A 25,977-nucleotide genomic window follows, 5' to 3' on the forward strand; every position below is an offset into this window, starting at 1 on the left:
TTGAAAATCATGAAAAGATATATAAAATTATTTGCGCTTTCAAGCTTACTTACTTTAGGTGCTTGCTCACAGGATTTCTTGGAAAACGAACCATATACAGATAAAGTAACTGACAATTTTTATAAAACACCTTCTGATGCTTTTGAAGGTCTTGTGGCAATTTATGATGTTTTGCAGCGTGAAGCTTACGGCGGACCTTTATTAATTAGTGAACAAGCTTCTGATGATTGCTTTGGAGGTTATGGTATTGCCGATGCTCAAACCGATATCGAATGGGATCGTTTCTTGTACGTTTCGGACAAAGATATGAACAAAGATGTTTGGTCAAATGCTTATTTAGGAATTTACAGAGCTAATATTTTATTAGAAAACTTAGACAAAGTAAACTGGGGATCAGATACAGCTTTGAAAACTCGCTACGAAGCTGAGGCACGTTTCTTAAGAGCACATTTCCATTTTACAGCGGCTAAAATGTTTGGAGACATTATTCCATTAGATCATACAGTTACAACAAGTGAGTTCGAATTACCAAGACAAGCTCCAGAAGTTACGTATGCTTTAATAGCAAGCGATTTAAAATTTGCAGCAGATAATTTAGGTCCAGAAAACTACTCGCAAGCAGGAAATGCTAATTATGGGCGTATTACAAAATGGGCTGCAGAAGCATATTTGGCTAGAACATTCTTATTCTATACGGGAACATATGGCAAAGCAGATTTAGCTGGTGTGGTTTCTAAAGCTGAAGCAACTGCTTATATTAACGATGCAGTAAATAATAGCGGACATGGTTTAGTAGCTGATTTTGCTAATCTTTGGTTAGCAGCTTCTTTCGAAAATTTTGCTGGAGAAGATAATACAGAAATGGTTTGGGCAGTTCGTTTTAATGGTTCAGGAAAAGGAAACTGGGATCTTCACGAAGGAAACCGTTTCCAAGTAAATATTGCGCCGCGTGGAGGTTCAATTGGAAAATATGCAACAGGATGGGGAGGAGCAACAGTGAATCCTAAGTTGGTAGAATCTTACGAAGCTGGCGATACTAGAAAAGCAGCTTCATTTATTGACTATGCTGGTGAAGGTTTAAATTTTGATGCACAAGCTAGAGAACAACGCCAGTACACAGGATATTCTTGGAAAAAATATTGCCCAATTACAAATGCGGCTGGAACAGCTGTTGTAGAGGCAAACGGAGGAAATTTCCAAATTGACAACTACCAAGATTATGCGATTATTCGTTTCTCTGATGTGTTGTTAATGGCTGCGGAGTTGAATTTATCGTCTAACCCAGCTTTAGCGCAAGCAGATTTTGACAGAGTACGTGACCGTGCTTTTAAAAACACTACTCACAGAAAAACAGCTAGTATAGAAAACATCATGAAAGAGCGTCAGCTAGAATTGGCTCTTGAAGGACTTCGTTACTTCGACTTAATCAGACAAGGAATGCCTGCCATGAAAGCTGCTATTGATAACACAACAGGTGGTTCTCAGTTTGCAGTTACTTTTAGAACAGAGACTCAAGGTTGGTTACCATTACCGCAATCGCAGATCATTCTTTCAAATGGTACAATAACTCAAAACCCAGGCTGGAATTAATTCAAAACAAAATGACTATGAAACGTATATTATATATTTTAATAGCAGCTGTTACAATTGGTTCGCTGTTATTTTCTTGTGAGGCAATTGAGGATCGCGAAAGCCTTCCAGCAGTTACTTTAACACCAGAAACACTCAAGTTTTCTATCACGCAAGATGCTACAAATAAAAATCTTATAAATCTTAAAAGTGACGATCCGACTGTTATTCCATTTTGGAAATATGTAGACGCAGCAGGAAATGAATTAGGACACTCTAACAAAAGCAGCGATCAAGTAGTTCTTCCTTTTGCAGGAAAATATACTATTTATTACACCGCTTATACAAGAGGAGGTTCTGTAGAAGCTCCTCCAGTTGTGGTTAATATTGCCGAAAATGACGAAACTTATTTTAGAGACCCAAAATGGCAAATGCTGACAAATGGTGTCGACGGAAAAACATGGGTTTTAGATTTTACAGATCCTGTTGGATGGGCTGGTTTAGACTACCCAGCAACATCTGGTGATAACTGGAGCTGGTTGCCAGATTATGCAAGCAACTCTTGGGTAATGGCTAATAAAAATTGGGGAGAAATGTATTTTGATTTAAATGGAAATTACAATACATCGGTTACTCAAACAGCGATTGCAAACAACAATCAAACAACAAAAAAAGGAACCTATTCATTTGATATTGCAAAAAATAAATTGGTTTTTAACGGTGGAGTACAAATGCTTTACGGTGGAGACTATTATGGAGACTGCAGCAACTGGATCAGTGTAAAAGTGGTTGAGCTTACAGCAACATCTTTAAGATTAGCAGTAGTGCGCGATCAGAGTAGAACTGGTGAAGGAGTTTGTCTAATTGTATTCCACTACAAGCCGAAATCGTAAGTTAGTTAGTTTTGAAGTCTCAGTCCTAAAAGCATTCGTAATGTTCTTTAAGACTGAGACTTAAATTATTTATGGAGAAATAAATGAAACCATTTTTTATTTCTATCTTCAAATTCCAAAAAAAATAAAAGTACCTATGCATATTAGAAAAAACATAAAAAATATAAGTTTATGGGCAATCGCAGCAGGAGTTTTTTTCTTGAATTCCTGTTCTAAAAAAGGAGATGCATTTGTAAACCGAAAAGTTTCTTTTAATGCAGACTGGAGCTTTCATCTCAATGATAGCATTATTGATAAAGATACAATTGGGGCTTCAACAAAATGGAGAACTTTAGATGTGCCTCACGATTGGAGCATCGAAGGAAAATTTGATGAAAAAAGTCCTGGCGGTTATGGCGGAGGATCTCTAAATGGAGGTTTAGGCTGGTACAAAAAAATATTTAAAGTCGCTGCAGAAGACAGTACAAAAATAACTTCAATCACTTTTGATGGCGTTTACAGAAACAGCGAAGTTTGGGTAAACGGACATTATTTAGGAAAACGTCCAAACGGATATATAGGTTTTCAATATGATATGTCGCCATATTTAAATTACGGAGACAAAAACAACGAAATAATTGTTAAGGTTGACAATTCAAAACAACCCAATTCACGTTGGTATTCAGGTTCAGGAATTTTTAGAAATGTCTGGATCGAAACTACCGATAAACTTCATGTGGGACAATGGGGAACCTATATTACAACTCCAAAAGTTACGGCTGAAAAGGCTTCTATAAGTATTGAAACAACAATTAAAAATCAATACAAAGAAGGTAAAAAAGCAACTGTAACGATTACTATTTTTAAAGAAGACAAAAAAGTAACGTCGGTTACTCAAGATATAACAATCAACGCCAACGAAAATCAAATTCTGAATCAAGCAGCAGAAGTTGAAAATCCGATTTTATGGTCAGATGAAAAACCAGAATTGTACACAGCAGTTACCGAAATTTCGCTTGACGATAAAATCATAGATCAATACAAAACCACTTTCGGAATCAGAGATTTTAAATTCGATTTGAACAAAGGTTTTATTTTGAATGGAAAACAAGTCAAAATAAAAGGAGTTTGCATGCACCACGATTTAGGGCCATTAGGTTCTGCAATTAACACGCGTGCGATCGAACGTCAGTTAGAGATTTTGAAAGAAATGGGTGTAAACGGAATCAGAACTTCTCATAATCCGCCTGCACCTGAACTTTTAGATCTTTGCGATAAAATGGGTTTCATTGTTATGGATGAAGCTTTCGACATGTGGAAACAAAACAAAACCAAATATGATTATGCAAATGATTGGGATAAATGGCACAGAATAGATTTAGCTGATCAACTTCGCCGTGACCGCAACCATCCAAGTATTTTTATGTGGAGTATCGGAAATGAAATTCCAGAACAATGGAGCGAAACAGGTGTTGAAATTGCCAAAGAATTGGCGGCAATTACTCGCCAGTATGATAAAACGCGTCCGTTGACTGCAGGAATGAATCCGCCAGTGAATATGAATATTGATGAAGTGACGTTACAGTTTGAGAAAAAGAATGTTTCGATTAATCCGCTTGCTGGATCTGGAGTTTTAGATTTAATTGGATACAATTATGCACATCAAACATTTGAACATCATCTAGAAAACTTCCCAAAAACTCCTTTCATTGCAACCGAAACTACTTCGGGTTTGCAGACAAGAGGTTATTATGACGCTGTTTCTGATACAATAAAAAAATGGCCAGTAAGATGGGATCTTAAATTTACTGAAGGAAATCCTGGAAATACAGTTTCAGCTTATGATCAAGTTCAAACTCCTTGGGGATCTACACACGAAGCAACTTGGAAAATCATTAAAAAACATAATTTCTTAGCAGGAATGTACGTTTGGACAGGTTTCGATTATATAGGAGAACCAACGCCATACGAATGGCCATCGGTAAGTTCATATTTCGGAATTGTAGATTTAGCTGGTTTCCCGAAAGATGTGTATTATATGTACCAAAGCGAATGGACAGACAAAACCGTTCTTCACGTTTTTCCACATTGGAATTGGAAAGCTGGACAAACGGTTGACGTTTGGGCATACTACAATAATGCAGATGAAGTGGAGCTTTTTGTAAACGGAAAATCAGTTGGGAAAAGAGCTAAAAAAGGAGACGATTTACACGTAATGTGGAGAGTTCCTTTTGAAGCAGGAACACTAAAAGCAGTTTCTCGCAAAGGCGGAAAAGTGGTTTTAGAAAAAGAAATCAAAACGGCTGGAAATCCTTCACAATTAAAATTGACTGCCGACAGAAGTACCATTAAAGCAGATAAAAATGATTTGTCATTTATCACAGTTGATATTTTAGATGATAAAGGAACGATTGCTCCAAATGCGAATAACGAAATTAATTTCTCTCTAAAAGGAAATGGAAAAATAGTAGGCGTCTGCAGCGGAGATCCTGTAAGCCACGAAGCGTACAAAGCAAATAAACATACGGCTTTGGCTGGTAAATGTTTGGTTATTGTACAATCAGGAGATAAATCAGGAAGATTGGAATTAACAGCAAAAGCAAACGGATTGAAACAATCCACGATTGTAATTACAACAGAATAATTTTTAAAATTTTAAATATAGCCACAGATTAGAAGGATTAAAAAGATTTCAATCTGCATGATCTGCAAAATCTGCGAGAGAAAAGAAAAAAAATCCTTTGAATCCTTTTAATCTGTGGCAAAAAAAAAATAAAAACTAACCCATGAGAAACTCACAATTAACCGCATTAGTTTCTGCTTTTGTTTTGGGATTTCTAGCTGTGCCAAAAGCGACAGCACAAATTCAAAACGCAGATGTACTAAATGCGCCAATCGATATCAGTAAAGATTTTCAGAACTATCTGAATACTTTTTATTTCGCAGACGAACTAGCTTCTTTTGACCCAGCAACGGCAAAAGGAACGATCAAATATTTGAGATACAATTATAAAACGCGTCAGGCTTTCAACAACATGATGATGAAACCAGATGTAGAAAAAGCAAATGAATTCCCAACAACAGAATACGCGGAATCTCCTGTTCTGCCATTCGAAATTCAGTTTGTATCAGATAGAACAGTTCGTATCAAAACAACTTCTGGTCCGCAGTTTCATCCGCAAAAAGAATCGTTGATGCTGGTTGATGGTGTTGCGCCAAATCATCCAGAATTATGGAAATATGCTAAAATCGAAGATGGTCACAGTTATACAAGCAAACACGGAAAAGTTGAAATCTTGACAAAACCTTGGCACGTAAAAATTTACGATGAAAAAGGAAAACTACTAACAAGCACACTTCACGATACCGATTTTAAAAATACCTATACGCCAACACTTCCGTTTTCTTATGTTCGCAGAAACAGCGATTATTCAAGAAGTATGGGTGCGGCTTTCAGCTTAGAACCAGACGAAAAAATATTTGGTTGCGGTGAATCTTTCACACAATTCAACAAACGCGGTTCAAAAGTAGTTTTATGGACAGATGATGCCAACGGAATCCAAAATGAAACGATGTATAAACCAATTCCGTTTTACATGAGTAGCCGTGGTTACGGCGTTTTCATGCACCATTCAACTCCAATTACGGTTGACTTCGGAAAATACTTTTCAAGTGCCAACGAAATGTACATTGGAGATGACGAAGCCGATTTGTTTTTCTTTATCGGAGAACCAAAAGATATTTTAGATCAATACACGAATTTGACTGGAAAGGCTGCAATGCCTCCGCTTTGGTCTTTCGGTTTTTGGATGAGCCGTATTACGTATTTCTCAGAAAAAGAAGGAAGAGACGTAGCAAGAGATTTACGTAAATACAAAATCCCAACCGATGTGATTCACTTTGATACAGGCTGGTTTGATGTGGATTGGAGAAACAACTACGAGTTTGCAAAATCTCGTTTCCCAGACGCAACAAAAATGATGGCTGATTTGAAAAAAGACGGTTTCCAGGTTTGTCTTTGGCAATTGCCTTATTTTACGCCAAAAAACACTTTGTTCCCTGAAATTATGGATAAAAACTTAGCCGTAAGAGACCGAAAAGGTAATCTTCCGTACGAAGATGCGGTTCTGGATTTCTCAAACCCTGAAACCATTTCTTGGTACCAAGGAAAATTGAAAAAGTTATTTGATGAAGGCGTTGCGGTTTTTAAAGTTGATTTTGGAGAAGCAGCACCGCCAGATGGAATTTATCATTCTGGAAGAACAGGTTTTTATGAGCATAATTTATATCCATTACGTTACAATAAAGCGGTTGCAGAAATCACTCAGAAAGAAAAAGGATATACTTTAATCTGGGCAAGAAGTACATGGGCTGGATCTCAGCGTTATCCTTTACATTGGGGAGGAGATTCCGAAACTAGCAACGGAGCAATGTCAGCAGAATTACGCGGCGGACTTTCATTAGGTCTTAGCGGATTCAGTTTCTGGAGTCATGATGTTGGAGGTTTCGCAACCAAATCTCCTGAGAATATTTATAGAAGATGGACGCCATTTGGAATGTTTACTTCACACGTAAGAAGCCACGGAGAACCACCTCGCGAACCTTGGTTATACAGTAAAGAATTCTTAGAAGGATTTAGAAAAGCAGATAATATGCGTTACGAATTGATGCCATACATCTACGCTCAGGCGAAAGAAAGTTCTCAAAAAGGATTGCCAATGATGCGCGCTCTTTTTGTAGAATATCCAAATGATCCGGGAGCTTGGTTAGTGGATAATGAGTATTTATTTGGTTCAAGTATGTTGGTTGCACCACTTTTTGAAGAAGTTGAAGAAAGAGACGTTTACCTTCCAGAAGGAACTTGGATCGATTATCAAACTAAAAAAGTGTACCAATCTGGGTGGCATAAAATCAAAGCAGGTGAAGTGCCAATCGTAGTTTTAGTAAAAGACGGAACTGCAATTCCGCACATTGGTTTAGCACAATCAACTAAAGATATGGATTGGAGCAAATTGACATTAAAAGTATTTGCAAGCGATAAAACCACTTCAGCAACAGCCAAAGTATTTTTACCAGAAGGTGATGCTGTTCAGGAAATAAAAGTGAACAAAAGCGGAAACAATTTCGACGTAACAGCAAATCCATTGAATGGAAAAACCACTTTTAAAACGGAGTGGGCAAAATAAAATAAGTCTTCCGCTAATTGCACGAATTTCCACGAATTCAATTGGTGTTAATTTGTGTAATTCGTGGCGAAAAAATATAGCCACAGATTGAAAGGATTAAAAAGATTAGAATAAATCTGCAAAAATCTGTAGAATCTGTGTGAAAAAATCATAAAGAAAAATCCTTTTTAATCCTTTTAATCTGTGGCAAATAAAATATAATACCAAAAAACATGAAAAACTATCTAATTCTCCCGGCCGTACTGTTTTCGATAGCAGTTGGCTACAGTCAAAAAACGAATAACGCTTACGAACTGGCATCGCCAAACGGACAAAATAAAATCAAATTTGAGCTGGTAAAAAATGCTCCAAAATATGCCGTTTCTCACGGAAAGACTGAAGTAATTTCTCCGTCTGATATGGGATTTGTATTGAAAGGAAATGAAGATTTAAGTTCAAACTTTGAAATAAAAGGAGCGAAGACTTCGACTTTTGACGAAACTTGGGAACAAGTTTGGGGAGAAAAGAAAAACATCAGAAATCACTACAATCAATTGGTAGTCGATTTACAGCAAAAAACAGGAAACAAAAGAAAATTACAGATTCAGTTTCGTGCTTTTAACGATGGAGTAGCATTTAGATACGTTTATCCAAAACAAAATGTAAAAGACAGTATTTTCATCATGGATGAAAAAACGACTTTCAACTTAAAAGAAGATGGAAAAGCTTGGTGGATTCCTGCAAACCGACCAGACCGTGACGAATATTTATTTAAAGATGCGCCGGTAAGCACTTTAGATACTGTTTTGACTCCACTGACAATCGAAAGCAAAAGCGGATTAGCATTAAGTTTCCACGAAGCAAACTTATACGATTTTGCAAGCATGACTTTGGTAAACACAAAAGGAACAGAATTAAAATCGGATTTGGTGCCTTGGGCTGATGGAATTAAAGTTCGTGTAAAAGATTCATTTACTTCTTCTTGGAGAACGATTCAGATTGGAGAAAATGCAGGTGAATTGATTACTTCTTATTTGGTTTTAAACTTGAACGAACCAAATAAATTAAAAAATACAAATAGCTATTTCAAACCTTATAAATATTTAGGAATTTGGTGGGGAATGCATATCGGAAAATATACTTTCTGGGAAAGTGACAAACAAGGAGCAACAACAAAACACGCAGAAGAATATATCGATTTTACAGCAAAAGAAGGTTTCCACCATTTATTAATTGAAGGATGGAACAAAGGTTGGACACCAGCTTGGTATGAAAACCGTATGCACATGTTTAGCTTCACGAAAAGTGCCGACAATTTCGACTTAGAAAAAGTGGTTGAATACGGAAAGAAAAAGAACATCGAATTAATCGGTTACCACGAAACAGGTTCAAACTTAATTAACTACTTAAAAGAAGTTGACGAAGGTTTCGCTTTATATAAAAAACTTGGAATTCACACCGTGAAAATTGGTCACGTTGGTTCTAAATTGAATATGAAACAAATGCACTTTGGGCAGTTTGGAGTAAATTATTTCAGATACATTTTAGAAAAAGCGGCGCAATATGACTTAGCGGTTTTATACCACGAATCGATTAAAGATACTGGAGAAAGAAGAACATATCCAAACATGGTTTCGAGAGAAGCAGCACGTGGACAAGAATATAACGCTTGGAGCGAAGGAAATCCGCCAAATCACTTAACGATTATTCCGTTTACAAGATTACTTTCTGGTCCGATGGATTTTACACCTGGAATTTTCGATGTTGAGGTAAAACAAGGCTATCCAGGAAAAAGAATTCAGGGAACTGTGGGTCAGCAATTGGCATTGTACGTTACGATTTATTCTCCAATTCAAATGTTAGCTGATCTTCCTGAAAACTACGAAGGAAAACCAGCGTTGCAATTCTTAAAAGATGTTCCGACAGATTGGGAAGACACTAAAATCTTAGAAGGAAAAATTGGCGAATACATTACAACTGCAAGAAAAGATAGAAATAGCGCTGATTGGTATTTAGGAGCTTTAACAAATGAAAAACCAAGAAATGTAGAAGTTTCATTATCATTCTTAGATCCAAACGCGACTTACGAAGCACAAATTTATGTAGATGCAGAAGGAACAGATCAAAAACACAATCCAGAAGCAGTAGCAATTTCTAAGAAGACGGTAAAAGCTTCAGATAAATTGCAATTGAAATTAGGCGGTGCCGGCGGTGGAGCGGTTCGTTTTAAAAAATTATAATCCACAAAGATTTTTGTAGAGACTCACTTTAGTGCGTCTAACATATAATAGAAAATAAAATATTTGGCCACAGATTAAAAGGATTAAAAAGGATTTTTTTTCTTTTTTTTCCTCTCGCAGATTTGGCAGATTGTACAGATTTAATCTTTTTAATCCTTTTAATCTGTGGCATATTTTTTTTATAGTTTAAAAAAGTAAAAAAATCTGCTTGATCTGCTAAATCTGCGAGAGGAAAAAAAAAGAAAAGAATCCTACTATCCCGATAGCTATCGGCAGTGGCAAAAAATAAACAAAACCATTTTCAAATGAAAAAACTTTTAATAGCAGCAGTTTTATTTAGTTCAGTCCATTTGATGGCACAAAATCGAACGATAAAAGTTGATTATAAAAAAGAAGCAGGAAAATTAAATACCATGTTCAAAGAATGCATCGGTGCGGGAAGAGCAAACGAAGGTCTTCGTGCAGATTGGCAGCAGCAATTGGCAATGGTAAAAAAAGAATGCGATTTTAAATACATTCGTTTTCATGGTTTATTGACAGATGATATGGCTGTTTATCGTGAAGACGAAAAAGGAAATCCAGAATACAACTACCAATATGTGGATGTTTTGTTCGATTTTATTGTAAGTCTGAAAATGAAACCGTTTGTTGAATTAGGTTTTATGCCAAATGCATTAGCAAGCGGAAAAGAAACTATTTTTTGGTGGAAAGGGAACGTAACACCTCCAAAAGATTATAAAAAATGGGAAGATTTAATTAGAAATTTAACCCAGCATTTTAAAGAACGTTACGGAGACGAAGAAGTAAAAACGTGGTATTTTGAAGTGTGGAACGAACCGAATTTATCGCCAGGATTTTGGAGCAGCACACAAGAAGAATATTATAAATTATACGATTATGCAGCTCGCGGTGTAAAAGCAGTAAATCCAGCTTACAAAGTCGGCGGACCAGCAACAGCAGGTTCTGCTTGGGTTTCAGAAACTATTGATTTTTGTGAGAAGAATAATGTTCCAATCGATTTTGTTTCGACTCATACTTATGGAGTAAAACACGGATATTTGGATGAATTCGGAACTTCGGGAACGATATTAAATCAGGATGAATGGAGTGTAAGCGGCGAAATTATTCATTCAAGAAAATTGATTACGGAGTCGGCTAAACCAAATCTGGAATTGCATTATACAGAATGGAGCACGTCTTATACACCAGCAGATCCAATTCACGACAGTTATTATTCAGCAGCTTATATTTTGCAGAAAATAAAACAAGTTGGCAATGCCGCAAACTCGATGTCGTATTGGGTTTTTACCGATATTTTTGAAGAAGCAGGGCCAAGATTTACTCCTTTTCACGGCGGTTTTGGATTATTGAATACGCAAGGAATTAAAAAACCAGCTTATTTCTCTTATTATTTAATGAATAAATTGGGAGAAACGGAACTTCAAAATTCTGATAAAGCTTCTTGGACTTCTAAAAATGCGAAAGGAGATGTTCAGGTTTTGTTGTGGGATTTTACGAATACACATCCTGGCGATAAAGAACTGAATCAGACGTATTATGTTAAAGATCTTCCATCAAAAGAAAAAGGAAAAGTGAAAGTTGAAATTGACGGAATGCAAAAAGGTAAATATGTATTGGAGATTTACAAAGTGGGTTATAAAGTAAACGACGCTTACGCGGATTATTTAGCAATGAATAAACCAAGTCAGCTAACACGTGAGCAAGTCAATTCAATAAAAAAGAAAAATAACGGCGCGCCGATTTCGACAGAAAAAATCACAATTGACGGAAAAGGAACTTTCAGCAAAGAATTCAAAATCAACGAAAATGATGTTTTTTTTCTTAATTTGATCAAACAATAAAACCACAAATAATATAATTATTAACTGGATTTGAAGGCTATGTGTGAGGAATCAAAATCTTTAAATTCAAAAACACCTAACTATCTATGAAAAACAAAATGATATTCCTTTCATCAGCCTTGGTTTTTGCATTCTTTACTTCTTGTAAAAATGATGCACAGACTTCAGCTCCAAATTCGACACAGACCGAAGAATACGTCGGAAAAGAAATAAGCACAGATCATGACGCCGAAATCGACAAACTGATTTCGCAAATGACATTAGAAGAAAAAGTGGGAATGCTTCACGGGAACAGTATGTTTGCTAACGCAGGCGTAAAACGTTTAGGAATTCCAGAATTAAAAATGGCTGATGGTCCGTTGGGTGTTCGTGAGGAAATTTCAAGAGACAATTGGGCTCCGGCAGGATGGACAAACGATTTTGCAACTTATTATCCAGCTGGTGGCGCTTTGGCTGCAACTTGGAACGCAGAAATGGCACATACTTTTGGAACCAGTTTAGGAGAAGAATTACGTGCAAGAGATAAAGACATGTTACTTTCGCCAGCGATCAATATGGTAAGAACACCGCTTGGAGGAAGAACTTACGAATATATGTCTGAAGATCCGTTTTTGAATAAAAAAATCACCGTGCCTTTGATTGTTGGTTTACAAGAAAAAGATGTAATGGCTTGTGTAAAACATTACGCAGCGAACAATCAGGAAACGAATCGTGATTTTGTCGATGTACAAATTGACGAGCGTACACTTCGCGAAATTTATCTTCCAGCTTTTGAAGCTTCTGTAAAAGAAGCAAAAGCGTATAGTATTATGGGCGCTTACAACAAATTCAGAGGCGAATATTTATGTGAAAACGATTATATGCTGAATAAAATCCTTCGTGATGAATGGGGATTCAAAGGTGTAGTAGTTTCAGATTGGGCTGCGGTGCATTCTACAGCAAAATCGCTGAAAAGCGGTTTAGATATCGAAATGGGAACACCAAAACCTTTCAATGAATTTTTCTTAGCCGATAAATTAATTGCAGCGGTTAAATCTGGAGAGGTTTCAGAAAAAGAAATTGATCTTCATGTAAAACGTATTTTAAGAGTTTTATTCCAAGTGAAAGCAATGGGTGGAGGCGAGCGTGCAAAAGGAAGCATAGCAACCGAAGCACATTACCAAGATGCGTATAAAATTGCTGCAGAAGCAATTGTATTATTGAAAAACGAGAATAATGCGTTGCCTCTAAAATTAGACGGAGTTAAATCTATTGCGGTAATCGGAAACAACGCTACAAAGAAAAACGCTCTTGGCGGATTTGGTGCTGGAGTGAAAACAAAAAGAGAAGTTACACCTCTTGAAGGTCTTAAAAACAGACTTCCTTCTTCAATCAAAATCAATTACGCAGAAGGATATTTAGAGCGTTACGATAAAAAGAACAGAGGAAATTTAGGAAATATTACTGCGAATGGTCCAGTTACAATTGATGAACTAGATCCAGTAAAAGTTCAAGAAGCTGTTGATGCAGCTAAAAGCTCTGATGTTGCAATTATTTTTGCAGGTTCAAACCGTGATTACGAAACAGAAGCTTCAGATAGAAGAGATTTGCATTTGCCTTTTGGACAAGAAGAATTAATCAAAAAAGTATTGGCTGTTAATCCAAAAACTATTGTAGTAATGGTTGCTGGAGCTCCATTTGATATTAATGAAGTAAGCAAAAAAACTTCTGCTTTAGTTTGGAGTTGGTTCAACGGATCTGAAGGAGGAAACGCTTTGGCAGATGTTATTTTAGGAAAAGTAAATCCGTCAGGAAAATTGCCTTGGACAATGCCAGTTGCTCTAAAAGATTCTCCTGCGCATGCCACAAACAGTTTCCCTGGAGACAAAACCGTAAATTATGCAGAAGGACTTTTAATTGGATACCGCTGGTTTGATACTAAAAATGTGGCACCATTATATCCTTTCGGTTACGGATTATCATACACAACTTTCACGCTTGATAATGCAAAAGCAAATAAAGATTCATATGCTCAAACTGATGTAATCGAGGTAACTGTAGACGTTAAAAACACAGGAAAAGTAGACGGAAAAGAAGTAGTTCAGTTATATACTTCAAAATCTGATTCTAAAATTACACGTGCAGCTCAGGAATTAAAAGGATTCAAAAAAGCAGATGTAAAAGCTGGAAGTTCAGAAAAAGTGACGATCAAAGTACCTGTTAAAGAATTGGCTTACTACGATGTTGCTTCTAAAAAATGGACTGTTGAGCCAGGAAAATACACTATTAAACTTGGAACTTCTTCGAGAGACATCAAAAAAGAAATTCAGGTAACTGTTAAATAAATATTTTTTTACTACAAATAACCACTTGATCAACGCCAGCCCATAAAAAGCTGGCGTTGATTTTAAAAACTTACGCTTAACTTAAACCAAACCAAATGAAACATAAGTTTTAAGCATTATAAGACGGATTAAAGTAAAAAAGAGTAGTCAAAACATGTTGTTGATATAAGAAATTTTAAGTCATTGTTTTAAAATGATCTTAAGTTTACTTATGCCACTTATATCGTTTAAAAATAATTAAATTAGAAAAAATGAAAAAGAGTATAATGTTTATTTTTCTGTTAATTAGTGTTTTAGCGAATGCTAATGTGAGAATGTCTTTAATATTCTCTGACGGAATGGTGCTCCAAAGAAACAAACAAATTCCGATTTGGGGTTTTGCGGATGCAAATGAAACTGTAGAAGTTCATTTCAACAAACAAATTAAGAAAACAATAGCCGATAAAAACGGAAAATGGACGGTAAATTTAAGTGCTGAAAAGGCCGGTGGACCATTCGAATTGATCATTATCGGAAAAAATAAAATCACAATCAAAAATGTTTTGGTTGGCGAAGTTTGGATTTGCAGCGGACAATCGAATATGGAATTTCAGGTTTTTAAAACGATGAATTCTGAAAAAGAAATCAGTAGTGCAGACTATCCAATGATTCGTCATTTTGGTGTTGCCCAAGATTTAAGCGGTACTCCAAAAGATGATTTAAAACAAGGAAAATGGGAAGAAGCCAACAAAGAAAATGTAGGCAACTTTACTGCAGTTGGCTATTATTTCGCTAGAAAATTATATTCAGAGTTAAAAATTCCAATCGGAATCATCAATACTTCTTGGGGCGGAACCAATGTGGAAACCTGGACAAGCCGTGAAGCTTTCGAAAACAGTCCCGATTTTAAAGCCATGATTGCCGATGTTCCAACTGTAGATATCAATGCGATTTTTGAAACGTATAAAAAGTCAGTTTTAGACAATCTGAAAAAAGTGCAAGGTTTTGATGTTTCGATGGAAAACGAAGATCAATTTAAAAACCCAAATTTTCAAGACAAAAACTGGCCTGAAATAAAAGTGCCATCACTTTGGGAAAACCAACAAATCGGAAACATTGATGGAATTGTTTGGATGAGAAAAACGATTGTTTTAACAGCAGAGCAAGCTAAAAAGGAAGCCACTTTACATTTAGCAAAAGTCGATGACGAAGATCAGACATTTATAAACGGCGTTCAAATTGGAACAAACAATCTTTGGGATGCCAAAAGAGCTTACAAAATTCCAGCTAATGTCTTAAAAGAAGGAACAAATGTAATTGCAGTAAGAATTACAGATTACAGCGGCGGTGGCGGAATCTACGGGGATTCAGCCGATTTAAAAATCGATTTTAAAGATTCAAATTTACCGTTAGAAGGACTTTGGAAATTCAACGTTGTAAAAGTGAGAATCGAAGTTTCGCCAAACAGTTATCCGTCATTATTGTACAATGCGATGGTAAATCCGTTGGTTCCTTATGCAATGCAAGGCGTTTTATGGTATCAAGGCGAAGCGAATGTTTGGAGAGCGGCAGAGTACAAAAAATCATTTCCTTTAATGATTAACGATTGGAGAACGAAATTCAAACAAGGAAATTTCCCTTTTTACTTTGTTCAGTTGTCGACTTTTGATGAGTTTGGAGGAAATAGTCAAAAAGGAAGCCGTTGGGCAGAACTTCGTGAAGCACAATCTGAAACCTTAAAATTACCAAACACAGGAATGGCCGTTACAACCGATATAGGAAATGCCAAAGACATTCACCCAACCAACAAACAAGATATCGGATTACGTTTGGCGGCAATTGCGATGAATAATCTTTACGGCAAAAAACAAGTTCACAGCGGCCCAACTTATAAATCTCAAACAATAAAAGGAAACGAAATTATTCTTATTTTCGACAACATCGGTAGCGGACTATCAACGCCAAATAACGATGAATTAAAAGGTTTCGAAATTGCAGGTTCAGACAAAGTTTTTCATTCCGCGAAAGCGATAATCAAAGACAATAAAATCATTGTTTCGAGTGATAAAGTTCAAAATCCTGTAGCAGTTCATTACGGTTGGGCAGATGACGATACAGCAATTAATCTTTTCAATAAAGAAAAATTTCCAGCGTCGCCATTCAGAACCGATAATTGGGAAATGATTACGGCAAATGAGAAATATAGAGTGAGTAAGTAAGTTACTAGTTTTTAGTAATTAGCGATTAGCCATTCTTAAGAGATAAATAAAAGACAAAAATTAATGTTCCATTAGGAACGTTTCATCGGTAGCAACGGATGAAATCCGTTGATGAAAAAATAAGCGTCCCATAATAATGTTCCGTAGGAACATCTGATTGATTATAGGTTTTTATCCTAACAGGTTTCCAAAACCTGTTAGGTATCACATAGATTTTTATTAGTTTTAGAATTCAATAAATACCTAACAGGTTTTGGAAACCTGTTAGGATAAGATAACCAAATATGATAAAAAAAACATTTCTCATCTTACTTCTCACGTTTTGTTACACAAACATTTCCGCGCAATCCAAAAATGTTTTGTGGTACAAACAGCCCGCAGAATTCTTTGAAGAATGCTTAGTTTTAGGAAACGGAAAAATGGGAGCAACTGTTTTTGGAGGCGCTAATTCTGATAAAATTTATCTGAATGATATTACGCTTTGGTCGGGCGAACCTGTAAATGCGAATATGAGCCCAGAAGCGTACAAAAATATTCCAGCCATTCGTGAAGCTTTAAACAAAGAGGATTATAAACTAGCAGAAGAACTCAATAAAAAAGTCCAGGGAAAAAACTCCGAATCTTATACGCCTTTAGGAACATTAGAAATCAATAATTCAGAGAAAGGAAAAGCGGTAAATTATCATCGCGAATTAGATCTTTCAAATGCTATTTCAAAAGTAAGTTACGAAATGGCGGGCATAAAATATACGCGAGAATATTTCGTATCGGCTCCAGATAAAATAATGATTATCAAATTGACAGCCGATCAAAAAGGAGCTTTGAATTTTGACATTAATTTAAAAAGCCTTTTACAGTCAAATGTCGAAGTTAGAAATAATATTTTGGTATTGAGAGGTTCTGCGCCAATTCATGAAAATGCAGGATATAACGTTCCTCAAAAATATCTGAGTTTAAAAGAAAGAGGAACAAGATTTACAGGTTTAGTTCAAATCAAAAAGACAGATGGGAAGATTACGAGTTCAAGAGAATCATTGACTTTAACAGATGCAACCGAAGCGATAATCTTTGTTTCTGTAGCAACAAGTTTTAACGGTTTTGACAAAAATCCAGCATCAGAAGGTTTAGACGATGTATCGATCGCTTTGCAAAACCTGAATAATGCTTACGCAAAAGCATTCGATAAATTAAAAGAAAATCATATTGCCGATTACCAAAAATTCTTCAATCGCGTCAATTTAGATTTAGGAAAAACAACCGCTCCAGATTTGCCAACGGACGAACGTTTATTGCGGTACGCTGACGGAAAAGAAGATAAAAACCTAGAAATTCTATATTTCAATTTCGGACGATATTTATTAATCAGTTCTTCAAGAACTTTGGGTGTTCCGGCCAATTTACAAGGACTTTGGAATCCGTATGTCAATCCGCCTTGGAGCAGTAATTATACGATGAATATTAACTTGGAAGAAAATTATTGGCTGGCAGAAAACACCAATCTTTCCGAAATGCATTCGCCACTTTTGAGTTTCATTAAAAATCTTTCGGTAACAGGAAAAGTTACGGCGAAGACTTTTTATGGAGTAGATAAAGGCTGGGCGGCGGCTCATAATTCCGATATTTGGGCAATGACCAATCCGGTTGGACAGTTTGGAAAAGAGGAACCCATGTGGGCGTGCTGGCCAATGGCGCAAGCCTGGTTGAGTACTCATATTTGGGAACATTATATTTTTAGTCAAGATTTGAATTATTTGAAAAAAGAAGGTTATCCGTTAATGAAAGGCGCGGCCGAATTTTGTTTAGGTTGGTTGGTTGCCGATAAAAACGGAAACTTAATCACTTCGCCATCGACTTCGCCAGAAAACCAATATAAACTGGCAGATGGTTTTGTTGGAGCAACGTTTTATGGCGGAACTGCAGATTTAGCTATGATTCGTGAATGTTTTGATAAAACCATAAGAGCTTCAAAAGTACTAAATACGGATGCTGGTTTCAGAAAAGAACTAGAAACAGCGCTTTCAAAACTGCATCCATATCAAATTGGAAAAAAAGGAAATCTTCAGGAATGGTATTTTGATTGGGATGATAATGAACCAAAACATCGTCATCAATCACACTTATTCGGACTTTTCCCTGGCGATCATATTACGCCTTTAAAAACTCCAGATTTAGCCGAAGCTTCAAAGAAAACATTAGAAATAAAAGGAGACGAAACCACAGGTTGGTCAAAAGGATGGAGAATCAATCTTTGGGCACGACTTTGGGACGGAAATCGTGCTTATAAAATGTATCGAGAATTGCTTCGCTACGTAGATCCTGACGGAAAGAAAACAGACAAACCAAGAAGAGGAGGAGGAACGTACCCGAACTTATTTGACGCACATCCGCCATTTCAAATTGACGGTAATTTTGGGGGTGCAGCAGCTATAGCTGAAATGTTACTTCAATCTGATGAAAATGAAATTCGATTATTGCCTGCTTTGCCCGACGCTTGGGCAGAAGGTTCTGTAAAAGGAATTTGTGCAAGAGGAGGATTTGAAATTGAAATGAGTTGGAATAATAAGAAGCTAGAAAAAATACTTGTTTCTTCTAAAAGTGGAGGAAAAACAACTTTGATTTTTGGCGATAAAAAACAAGAGATTGTTTTGAAAAAGGGAGAAAAGAAAGAAATCAATTTTTAAAAAATAATATTTGATTTTATAGGTGAGTAAGCTTCGGAGAAGCGAAATATTTATAGAATAAAATAAACATTTACAATATAAAGCTCCAGCGGAGCGACATATAAATTATTTACAATTCAATATGTCGCTCCGCTGGAGCTCTTTACATTCGGACGGTTTAATTATAAGCGATGCGATTATTATTTTTCTGTCTGTTCTTTTTCGTCTTCAGGTTTCTCGGAATGTTCCTTTTTAAAAGTTTCGTACCATTCTTCAATAGAAGGATAAACAAAAGCAGCAACTTTTTTAACCGGATTATAAAAAATATAATTATCTAAAGTTTCTTTTTTTGCAAAAGTATTATTGAAATTGATTTTCTCAAACAGAGCAATAAAAATACTCAGAATTAAAATGGTTTTTAAAACTCTGAAAAAACCACCGCCAAGTTTATTCATCCAGCCTAACATGGCAAAATCGGCAATTCCAGTTAATATTTTTGCTAAGAAATAAACTCCAATAACGACCAGAATAAAAGTCAGGATAAAAGCCGTAATTTGAATATTGGTTGGATTCCAAGAAACATGTTTTGAAATCCATTCTGTCATTAAAGAGGAAAATTTAATGGCAAGATAAATTCCCAACAACAGGGAAATAAAAGAAGCAACTTCTACAAAAAGTCCATTTTTAATGCCTTTATACAAACTGTATCCTAAAAGCGCGGCAACGATAATATCAAAAAAACTCATGGTAAGGTTATGAAAAGAATTATATTTCTATTTTTGTAAAAAACACCGCAATGAGAAAAAACCTGTTAATCAAAATTTTAGCTGTTATATTATTTACATCTTGTTCAAACGACAACGGGGACAAAGATAATACAGTTGATCCAAAATTAATTCTGATAAAAAAAATAACTGAAACCATTTATTTTTCGAACAATTCTGAAACACAAATATTAAATTTTTCATACGAAAATAATGTTTTAAAAAGTGTCACTTCGGGTAAAAACAGATCCGAATTTCTATATAACGGAGATAAAATCAGTAAGGTAAATTATTTTGAAAATGAAATTGCAAGTGGTTTTACAACATTTAATTATAATGGAGATCTTTTAGAATATACTTTATCAGGAGTAAATCAAGATGAAAGAACTGAGTATTGGTATAAAAATGGAATTCTTAATTTACAAAAATCGGGCTATTTAACGGATGGAAATTTTATAGTTCAGAAACAATCAATATATTCTTTCGATCAAAATAAAAATGCTACGGAAATTACAGAGAAATCATCTTTATTTGGCCCTGAAACAATTTCTAAAAGCAAATATTTTTATGATAATAAAAACAACCCGATGAAATTTATGAATAAATATTATCGACTTGTTTTTGAGACCGAAGGCTTTGACGGAATATATAATAATAATGTTACGTCAAAAGAATATTATTATCCTGTTACAACTGAAACTCCTGTTTATTATAATTTTGAAATAACATATAATGCTGATGATTTTCCAATTGAAATAAAAAAGATTGCAAAGGCAAATAATTTTGTGATTTCAAAAACGGTTATCGAATATCAATAAACAATAAGACTTCCTGTATTATTATTTTAAAATCCTATATTTTTTATTTTTGGTATGATTGAAATTTGAACTCTGTATCTTTGCAAATCAAAATTTAGAGTTTAGATTGCGATTCTGCCCCTCAGAGTTGATTTTTAATCAGCAATCTAAAATCTACAATCAAAAATCATAAATTAAATGTCTAGAGATACACAATTAAAAGAGCGATGGGAAAAGCTCGTCGATATACTTTCCAATCAGTTTTCGCAAGGCGAAGATTTAGATTTGGATGCCATAATTTACCTAATTGGAGTTCAGGAATACGGAAAAGTGCATCGCGAATATAAGAAAGATGAAAAACTGAACTTAATGCACATTGCCATTTGCCGGCTATTAGAACCATATGGATTTTACGAATTCGAATATTTTGATGAAGAAGGCTGGCCACACTACAAAATAAAAGAACAGTTGCCATCGTTAAAAGCAGGAGAACAATCGGTTTTAATGAAAGAAGCGATTGTGAGTTATTTTTTAGAAAGAAAACTTATTGAATAGTTTTTCTTAATTTTTAGTCGCAGTCGCAGTTTGCAGTACTGAGACTGAAAACCGCGACTGAAAACTTGAAAAAATATGTGCAGATACGCAATGACATCTTATAAACCTCATTATGCTTGTTTTAATTGTCGAAAGACATTTAAAAGAAGACTGATGGTGGATATAAAAAAAGGAGAAGCATCGGTTTTTGAAGCCAAATGTCCTCAATGTGGGGAGTTCATGGCTAATATGGGACTAGATTTTGAATCGCCTAAAAAAGACGATGTCAAAAAGTGGGAACATATTAAAAGTTTATTTTCTGTTGGCCTTACATTTCATTCTTGCGGTTGCAGCGGACCAGGGTATATTCCAAATTCAAAAGAAAAATTAATTGAGTATTTTGAAGGCATAAAAAAGACCTATCTTAAAAATATGGATTTTTGGCGTACCAGAATTGAACCTTCTACAAAACAGGAAAAAGAACGCGATTTAAATAAGAACTGGCATAAATTAAGCAGTATTTCTCCTAACTACAAAAAGGAAATAGTAACCAATCAGGAAGGTTTAGATTATTGGCATCTAAAGATTAAACAAGTTGAAGAAAAGTTAAATCTGATAAAATAATTTACAGAAAACCTAAAACTGCGACTGAGACCGCACAGTTTCAACTAAAAACACTAAATTTGTACTCTCAATTATCGAAGGAAAATGATAGATAAGATAAAACAGCACATAGAGGAAGCTAAAGCCTTTAATGAGAAAAATAAAGAATCGTTAGAACAATTCCGTATTAAATATTTAGGAAGTAAAGGTTTGCTGAAAGAACTTTTTACTGAATTTAAAAATATTCCAAACGACCAGAAAAAAGATTTTGGACAAGTAATCAATACTTTAAAAGCGGTTGCTGAAGAAAAAGTAAAGCAAATTCAGGAAGAGCTTGAAAGCAAAGAAGAGTCTAAAGGAGTTTTTGGAGATTTAACGCGTGCTGCAGAACCAGTAATTATTGGTTCGCGCCACCCAATTTCTATCGTTAAAAATCAGATTATAGATATTTTTGCTAATATCGGATTCAACGTTTCTGAAGGTCCAGAAATCGAAGACGACTGGCATAACTTTACAGCATTAAACCTACCAGAATATCACCCAGCGCGTGATATGCAGGATACGTTTTTCATTCAGACTAATCCTGATGTGTTGTTGCGTACGCATACATCATCTGTTCAGGTGCGTTATATGGAAAATCATAAACCGCCAATTCGTACGATTTCTCCAGGACGCGTTTTCCGTAATGAGGCTATTTCATCTCGTTCGCACTGTATTTTCCATCAAGTGGAAGGATTGTACATTGACAAAGATGTGTCTTTTGCCGATTTGAAACAGACATTGCTTTATTTCACTAAAGAAATGTTCGGAAAATCTAAGATTCGTCTTCGTCCGTCTTATTTCCCATTTACAGAGCCAAGTGCCGAAATTGATATTTATTGGGGTCTAAAAACAGAAACGGATTACCGTATCACAAAAGGAACAGGTTGGTTAGAAATTGGAGGTTGCGGAATGGTAGATCCAAACGTTTTGAAAAACTGTGATATCAATCCAGATGAATACAACGGATTTGCGTTCGGAATGGGAGTAGAGCGTATTGCGATGCTTTTATACCAAATTGGCGATATTCGTATGTTCTACGAAAATGATGTTCGTTTCTTAGAGCAGTTTAAAGCAAATATATAATTTAAGTCATAAAGTTGTAAAGTCGAAAGTCAAAAGTCTCAGAGTAATGGCTTTTGACTTTCGACTTTCGACTTTAAAACTTTTGACTCATATGAAAAAAGATATAATAATTCCAGAAGTAGAAAACGTGTTTCTTGCCGCAGTGCAGGAATGGAGTGACGATTTTATGGAAAAAGTGTGGTACGCTTATTTAGTAAATGATAGTGATTTTAACTTAGACAGCGTTATGGTCGTTTCAAAAGCATTTGGAACTATTGATGGCGAAATGAAAAAAACATCGATCTTGCGTCATGCATTTGTTGAGGTTCCTTCGGTTTCTGTTGTAAAGATAGAATTGGTAGAAAAGAGCCTTTTAGCGCTTAATAACGAGTTTATGGTGACTTTCTTCATCGGAAATACTTTGTATGATAAGAAGTTTATTTTTAAAGCCAATTCGCTTGACGAAAACAATACGGAAGAAGTGCCGATTTTGTTTGTTGAAGGGATTATGGTGAAGTAGTAAAAAGAGACAAGAAGCAAGAGACAAGAGTTTTTTCTAATGCAGATAAAAAAAGAGCCAAGCTGAATTTCAGTCTTGGCTCTTTCTTGTTTATTCTATTTAAGTGGAATATATAGTCTTTTCTCTTGTTTCTTGCATCTTTTAACTAAATCTAATCCAAAGACTCAGTCAATTTCTTGAAAACCGTTTTGGCGTCTTTTCCTTCATATAAAACAGCATAAACAGCGTCTATAATTGGTGTTTTTGCTCCGTAGCCTTGATTTAGTTTATAAGCACTTTTTGTTGCGTAATACCCTTCGGCAACCATGCTCATTTCCATCATGGCACTTTTTACAGTATATCCTTTACCGATCATATTTCCGAACATTCTATTTCTAGAGAAAACAGAATATCCTGTAACCAGCAAATCGCCTAAATAAGCTGAATCGTTAATGTTACGTTTCATTTTATGCACTTTTCTGATGAATTTCTTCATTTCGCGAATAGCATTACTCATTAAAACCGATTGGAAGTTATCGCCATAACCTAAACCGTGGGCAATTCCGGCAGCAATAGAGTAAATGTTTTTCAGCATCGCAGCATATTCAGTTCCGATAATGTCGTCTGAAATTTTGGCTTTGATATAATTTCCTGAAAGCGATTTTGCTACAGTACAAGCTTTTTCTGGATCACCGCACGCAATTGTTAAGTAAGAAAGTCTTTCTAAGGCAACTTCCTCTGCGTGGCAAGGTCCTGTAATAACTCCAATGTTGTAATATGGAATGTCGTATTGAATGTGAAAATGCTCGCCGACGATTAAACTCGTTTCGGGAACAATTCCTTTAATAGCAGAAAAAATGATTTTATCTGATAAAGAAACCGTCATATTTTTTAACTCGGCATCCAAGAAAGCTGATGGAATGGCAAAAATGATGTAATCTGCATATTCTATCGCTTCGTTTATATTGCTTGTCAGTTTAAGTTTGTTGGTGTCAAATTCAACAGAACTTAAATAGTTCGGATTGTGTTTGTATTTCTGAAGATGTTCAATTGCAGACTCATTACGCATATACCACGCAATTTCTGAAAGATTCACACATAGCATTTTGGCAATTGCCGTTGCCCAACTTCCTCCTCCAATTACTGCAAATTTTAACTTTTCGCTCATTATTTTATTAATTTGAAACAAAAGTACTTAATAATGTGCTAATAAAGCAAAATCTGCTTTAAGAAATTTTGAAAGAGCTCTTTAATTGCAATACTTTCAAGAAGTTTAAGAGTAAAATATTTTTTTAAAATGCGATACAATAAAAAATAATCACCTTCCGTTATAATAGTTTATAAATTAGAATTTTAATGAATTTAAAAAAAATTGAGTTAGTTAGTTTTGTTTTAGTATTTTGAAAAGGCGTTCCTAAACTTGTTAAGAACGCCTTTTTTATTAAATTCCCATTTCTAAATCCCAAATTCCAAAATTTTAAAAAACCTTGGAATTTGGGATTTAAAAAATTTGGAATTTTTATTTAATATGAAAGCTCAACAATTGATTTTACTTTGTCTAAAGTTACCAATTGATTTTCTCCTAAACCTTTCCAGCCTCTTTCGTCGAAACGTTTTACAATAAAATCTGCTGTGTTAGAATAGTCTTCTGTATATTGGGAAAGTTTAGTGTCCATTCCCATTGTATGGAAAAATTCAACCGTTTTGTTGATGGCTTCTTTAGCTACTTCTTCGTCAGAACCTGTTAAGTTGAAGATTCTTCTTCCGTATTGTGCTAATTTTGCTTTTTTAGTTTCGAACATTACATGGTACAAACTTGGCCCAATTATCGCCAAAGTTCTAGCATGATCAATTTCGTAAAGTGCTGTCAATTCGTGACCAATCATATGAGTTGCCCAGTCGCTTGGAACACCTTTTTGAATTAATCCGTTTAAAGCCATTGTACAGCTCCACATAAAATTGGAAGCCAAAGTATAATCGGTTGGGTTTTGTACAACGCCAGGTCCAACTTCAATTAAAGTCTGTAAAATTCCTTCGGCAATTCTATCCTGAAGAAAAGCATCGGTCGGATACGTTAAATATTGCTCCATAACGTGTGTGTAAGCATCTACAACACCATTTTCGATTTGTCTTTTTGGTAAAGAAGAAATTACAGTCGGGTCACAAATAGAGAATTTCGGAAACAAAGCGCTTCCGCCAGAAGATAATTTTTCCTGAGTTGCCTCAATTGTTACCACATATCCAGAATTCATTTCACTTCCTGTTGCAGGTAGCGTTAAAACAGTTCCGAATGGCATTGCATTTTCTTTAATTAAAATTCTTTTTTGAAGAATGTCAATTGGATTTCCTTCAAAATTAACAGCTGCCGAAATAAATTTAACGCCATCAATTACAGATCCGCCACCAACAGCCAAAATAAAGTCGATTTTTTCTGCTTTGATCACATCAACCGCTTTCATTAGAGTTTCAAATCTCGGATTTGGTTCAATTCCGCCAAATTCTACAATTTCAAAACCTTTTAAGTTAGCAATCACCTGATCGTAGATTCCATTTTTAAAAATGCTTCCACCGCCGTAAGCCAAAAGAATTTTTGCATTTTTTGGAACTAAAGTTGAAAGTTTTTCAATTTGTCCTTTCCCGAAAACTAAGTTTGTCGGATTGTATAATTCGAAGTTTAACATATTTTTTTTAAGGTTCTAAGATGCTAAGGTTCTGAGGTTCTGAGGTTCTGAGTCTTTTAGCATCGGGTTAATTTTATTCTTTTAATTATTTAATAAAGTCTAAGT

General features: G+C 35.3%; 17 protein-coding genes. 14 read left to right on the plus strand and 3 right to left on the minus strand.

What is annotated here, in order from left to right:
* Positions 1 to 9 precede the first annotated feature (9 nt).
* The 9 genes from DMB71_RS09270 to DMB71_RS09310 all read left to right on the plus strand — a co-directional run bounded on the left by DMB71_RS09270 (position 10) and on the right by DMB71_RS09310 (position 18,911).
* Positions 10 to 1,590 (plus strand): RagB/SusD family nutrient uptake outer membrane protein, encoded by a 1,581-nt coding sequence (locus DMB71_RS09270; protein WP_111365538.1) that lies wholly within the window; start codon positions 10 to 12, stop codon positions 1,588 to 1,590.
* A 17-nt stretch (positions 1,591 to 1,607) separates the two neighbouring features.
* A complete protein-coding gene (locus DMB71_RS09275; protein ID WP_111365540.1) occupies positions 1,608 to 2,462 on the plus strand; it encodes a hypothetical protein in 855 nt (284 codons plus the stop codon).
* A 136-nt stretch (positions 2,463 to 2,598) separates the two neighbouring features.
* Positions 2,599 to 5,085 carry a glycoside hydrolase family 2 TIM barrel-domain containing protein gene (locus DMB71_RS09280; RefSeq protein ID WP_111365542.1) on the plus strand — a complete coding sequence of 829 codons (2,487 nt, stop codon included), beginning with the start codon at positions 2,599 to 2,601 and terminating at the stop codon, positions 5,083 to 5,085.
* Between the two features lie 142 nt (positions 5,086 to 5,227).
* Positions 5,228 to 7,627, plus strand: a complete 2,400-nt coding sequence (locus tag DMB71_RS09285; protein ID WP_111365544.1) for a glycoside hydrolase family 31 protein — start codon at positions 5,228 to 5,230, stop codon at positions 7,625 to 7,627.
* Positions 7,628 to 7,839: 212 nt separating this feature from the next.
* Positions 7,840 to 9,846 (plus strand): glycoside hydrolase family 97 protein, encoded by a 2,007-nt coding sequence (locus tag DMB71_RS09290; RefSeq protein WP_111365546.1) that lies wholly within the window; start codon positions 7,840 to 7,842, stop codon positions 9,844 to 9,846.
* A 305-nt stretch (positions 9,847 to 10,151) separates the two neighbouring features.
* Positions 10,152 to 11,708, plus strand: coding sequence for a GH39 family glycosyl hydrolase (locus tag DMB71_RS09295; RefSeq protein WP_111365548.1), 1,557 nt, complete (start codon positions 10,152 to 10,154; stop codon positions 11,706 to 11,708).
* A gap of 86 nt (positions 11,709 to 11,794) precedes the next feature.
* Positions 11,795 to 14,032, plus strand: a complete 2,238-nt coding sequence (locus DMB71_RS09300) for a glycoside hydrolase family 3 C-terminal domain-containing protein (protein WP_111365550.1) — start codon at positions 11,795 to 11,797, stop codon at positions 14,030 to 14,032.
* A gap of 251 nt (positions 14,033 to 14,283) precedes the next feature.
* Entirely contained in the window at positions 14,284 to 16,230 is a 1,947-nt protein-coding gene (locus DMB71_RS09305; protein ID WP_111365552.1) for a sialate O-acetylesterase, read from the plus strand.
* Positions 16,231 to 16,514: 284 nt separating this feature from the next.
* Entirely contained in the window at positions 16,515 to 18,911 is a 2,397-nt protein-coding gene (locus DMB71_RS09310) for a glycoside hydrolase family 95 protein (RefSeq protein ID WP_111365554.1), read from the plus strand.
* A gap of 179 nt (positions 18,912 to 19,090) precedes the next feature.
* On the opposite strand, the gene DMB71_RS09315 is transcribed toward DMB71_RS09310, so the two are convergent.
* Positions 19,091 to 19,636 carry a CvpA family protein gene (locus DMB71_RS09315; protein ID WP_111365556.1) on the minus strand — a complete coding sequence of 182 codons (546 nt, stop codon included), beginning with the start codon at positions 19,634 to 19,636 and terminating at the stop codon, positions 19,091 to 19,093.
* A gap of 50 nt (positions 19,637 to 19,686) precedes the next feature.
* Here DMB71_RS09315 and DMB71_RS09320 point away from each other — a divergent pair, with 50 nt between their 5' ends.
* The 5 genes from DMB71_RS09320 (at position 19,687) to DMB71_RS09340 (ending at position 23,212) form a co-directional block, all read left to right on the plus strand.
* A complete protein-coding gene (locus tag DMB71_RS09320; protein ID WP_111365558.1) occupies positions 19,687 to 20,472 on the plus strand; it encodes a hypothetical protein in 786 nt (261 codons plus the stop codon).
* 177 nt (positions 20,473 to 20,649) lie between these two features.
* Positions 20,650 to 21,006 (plus strand): hypothetical protein, encoded by a 357-nt coding sequence (locus tag DMB71_RS09325; protein ID WP_111365560.1) that lies wholly within the window; start codon positions 20,650 to 20,652, stop codon positions 21,004 to 21,006.
* A 153-nt stretch (positions 21,007 to 21,159) separates the two neighbouring features.
* Positions 21,160 to 21,609 carry a hypothetical protein gene (locus DMB71_RS09330; RefSeq protein ID WP_239452952.1) on the plus strand — a complete coding sequence of 150 codons (450 nt, stop codon included), beginning with the start codon at positions 21,160 to 21,162 and terminating at the stop codon, positions 21,607 to 21,609.
* Positions 21,610 to 21,693: 84 nt separating this feature from the next.
* Positions 21,694 to 22,713, plus strand: a complete 1,020-nt coding sequence (pheS, locus tag DMB71_RS09335) for a phenylalanine--tRNA ligase subunit alpha (protein WP_091129601.1) — start codon at positions 21,694 to 21,696, stop codon at positions 22,711 to 22,713.
* 91 nt (positions 22,714 to 22,804) lie between these two features.
* Complete coding sequence (locus DMB71_RS09340) at positions 22,805 to 23,212, plus strand: hypothetical protein (RefSeq protein WP_111365565.1); 408 nt, start codon at positions 22,805 to 22,807, stop codon at positions 23,210 to 23,212.
* Between the two features lie 151 nt (positions 23,213 to 23,363).
* Here the strand turns inward: DMB71_RS09340 and DMB71_RS09345 are convergent, their stop codons facing one another.
* On the minus strand, positions 23,364 to 24,359 hold the full coding sequence (locus DMB71_RS09345) for an NAD(P)H-dependent glycerol-3-phosphate dehydrogenase (RefSeq protein ID WP_111365567.1): 996 nt from the start codon (positions 24,357 to 24,359) through the stop codon (positions 23,364 to 23,366).
* Between the two features lie 355 nt (positions 24,360 to 24,714).
* On the minus strand, positions 24,715 to 25,872 hold the full coding sequence (locus tag DMB71_RS09350; RefSeq protein WP_111365569.1) for an iron-containing alcohol dehydrogenase: 1,158 nt from the start codon (positions 25,870 to 25,872) through the stop codon (positions 24,715 to 24,717).
* Positions 25,873 to 25,977 lie beyond the last annotated feature (105 nt).

This window comes from Flavobacterium tistrianum (genome assembly GCF_003254545.1).
In the GTDB taxonomy this organism is placed as follows: domain Bacteria; phylum Bacteroidota; class Bacteroidia; order Flavobacteriales; family Flavobacteriaceae; genus Flavobacterium; species Flavobacterium tistrianum.

What these genes read in the sequence shown, in the direction of transcription:
- DMB71_RS09270 (WP_111365538.1), top strand. Translation starts at nt 10, where the DNA reads ATGAAAAGATATATAAAATTATTTGCGCTTTCAAGCTTACTTACTTTA.
- DMB71_RS09275 (WP_111365540.1), top strand. Translation starts at nt 1,608, where the DNA reads ATGAAACGTATATTATATATTTTAATAGCAGCTGTTACAATTGGTTCG.
- DMB71_RS09280 (WP_111365542.1), top strand. Translation starts at nt 2,599, where the DNA reads ATGCATATTAGAAAAAACATAAAAAATATAAGTTTATGGGCAATCGCA.
- DMB71_RS09285 (WP_111365544.1), top strand. Translation starts at nt 5,228, where the DNA reads ATGAGAAACTCACAATTAACCGCATTAGTTTCTGCTTTTGTTTTGGGA.
- DMB71_RS09290 (WP_111365546.1), top strand. Translation starts at nt 7,840, where the DNA reads ATGAAAAACTATCTAATTCTCCCGGCCGTACTGTTTTCGATAGCAGTT.
- DMB71_RS09295 (WP_111365548.1), top strand. Translation starts at nt 10,152, where the DNA reads ATGAAAAAACTTTTAATAGCAGCAGTTTTATTTAGTTCAGTCCATTTG.
- DMB71_RS09300 (WP_111365550.1), top strand. Translation starts at nt 11,795, where the DNA reads ATGAAAAACAAAATGATATTCCTTTCATCAGCCTTGGTTTTTGCATTC.
- DMB71_RS09305 (WP_111365552.1), top strand. Translation starts at nt 14,284, where the DNA reads ATGAAAAAGAGTATAATGTTTATTTTTCTGTTAATTAGTGTTTTAGCG.
- DMB71_RS09310 (WP_111365554.1), top strand. Translation starts at nt 16,515, where the DNA reads ATGATAAAAAAAACATTTCTCATCTTACTTCTCACGTTTTGTTACACA.
- DMB71_RS09315 (WP_111365556.1), bottom strand. Translation starts at nt 19,636, where the DNA reads ATGAGTTTTTTTGATATTATCGTTGCCGCGCTTTTAGGATACAGTTTG.
- DMB71_RS09320 (WP_111365558.1), top strand. Translation starts at nt 19,687, where the DNA reads ATGAGAAAAAACCTGTTAATCAAAATTTTAGCTGTTATATTATTTACA.
- DMB71_RS09325 (WP_111365560.1), top strand. Translation starts at nt 20,650, where the DNA reads ATGTCTAGAGATACACAATTAAAAGAGCGATGGGAAAAGCTCGTCGAT.
- DMB71_RS09330 (WP_239452952.1), top strand. Translation starts at nt 21,160, where the DNA reads ATGGTGGATATAAAAAAAGGAGAAGCATCGGTTTTTGAAGCCAAATGT.
- pheS (WP_091129601.1), top strand. Translation starts at nt 21,694, where the DNA reads ATGATAGATAAGATAAAACAGCACATAGAGGAAGCTAAAGCCTTTAAT.
- DMB71_RS09340 (WP_111365565.1), top strand. Translation starts at nt 22,805, where the DNA reads ATGAAAAAAGATATAATAATTCCAGAAGTAGAAAACGTGTTTCTTGCC.
- DMB71_RS09345 (WP_111365567.1), bottom strand. Translation starts at nt 24,359, where the DNA reads ATGAGCGAAAAGTTAAAATTTGCAGTAATTGGAGGAGGAAGTTGGGCA.
- DMB71_RS09350 (WP_111365569.1), bottom strand. Translation starts at nt 25,872, where the DNA reads ATGTTAAACTTCGAATTATACAATCCGACAAACTTAGTTTTCGGGAAA.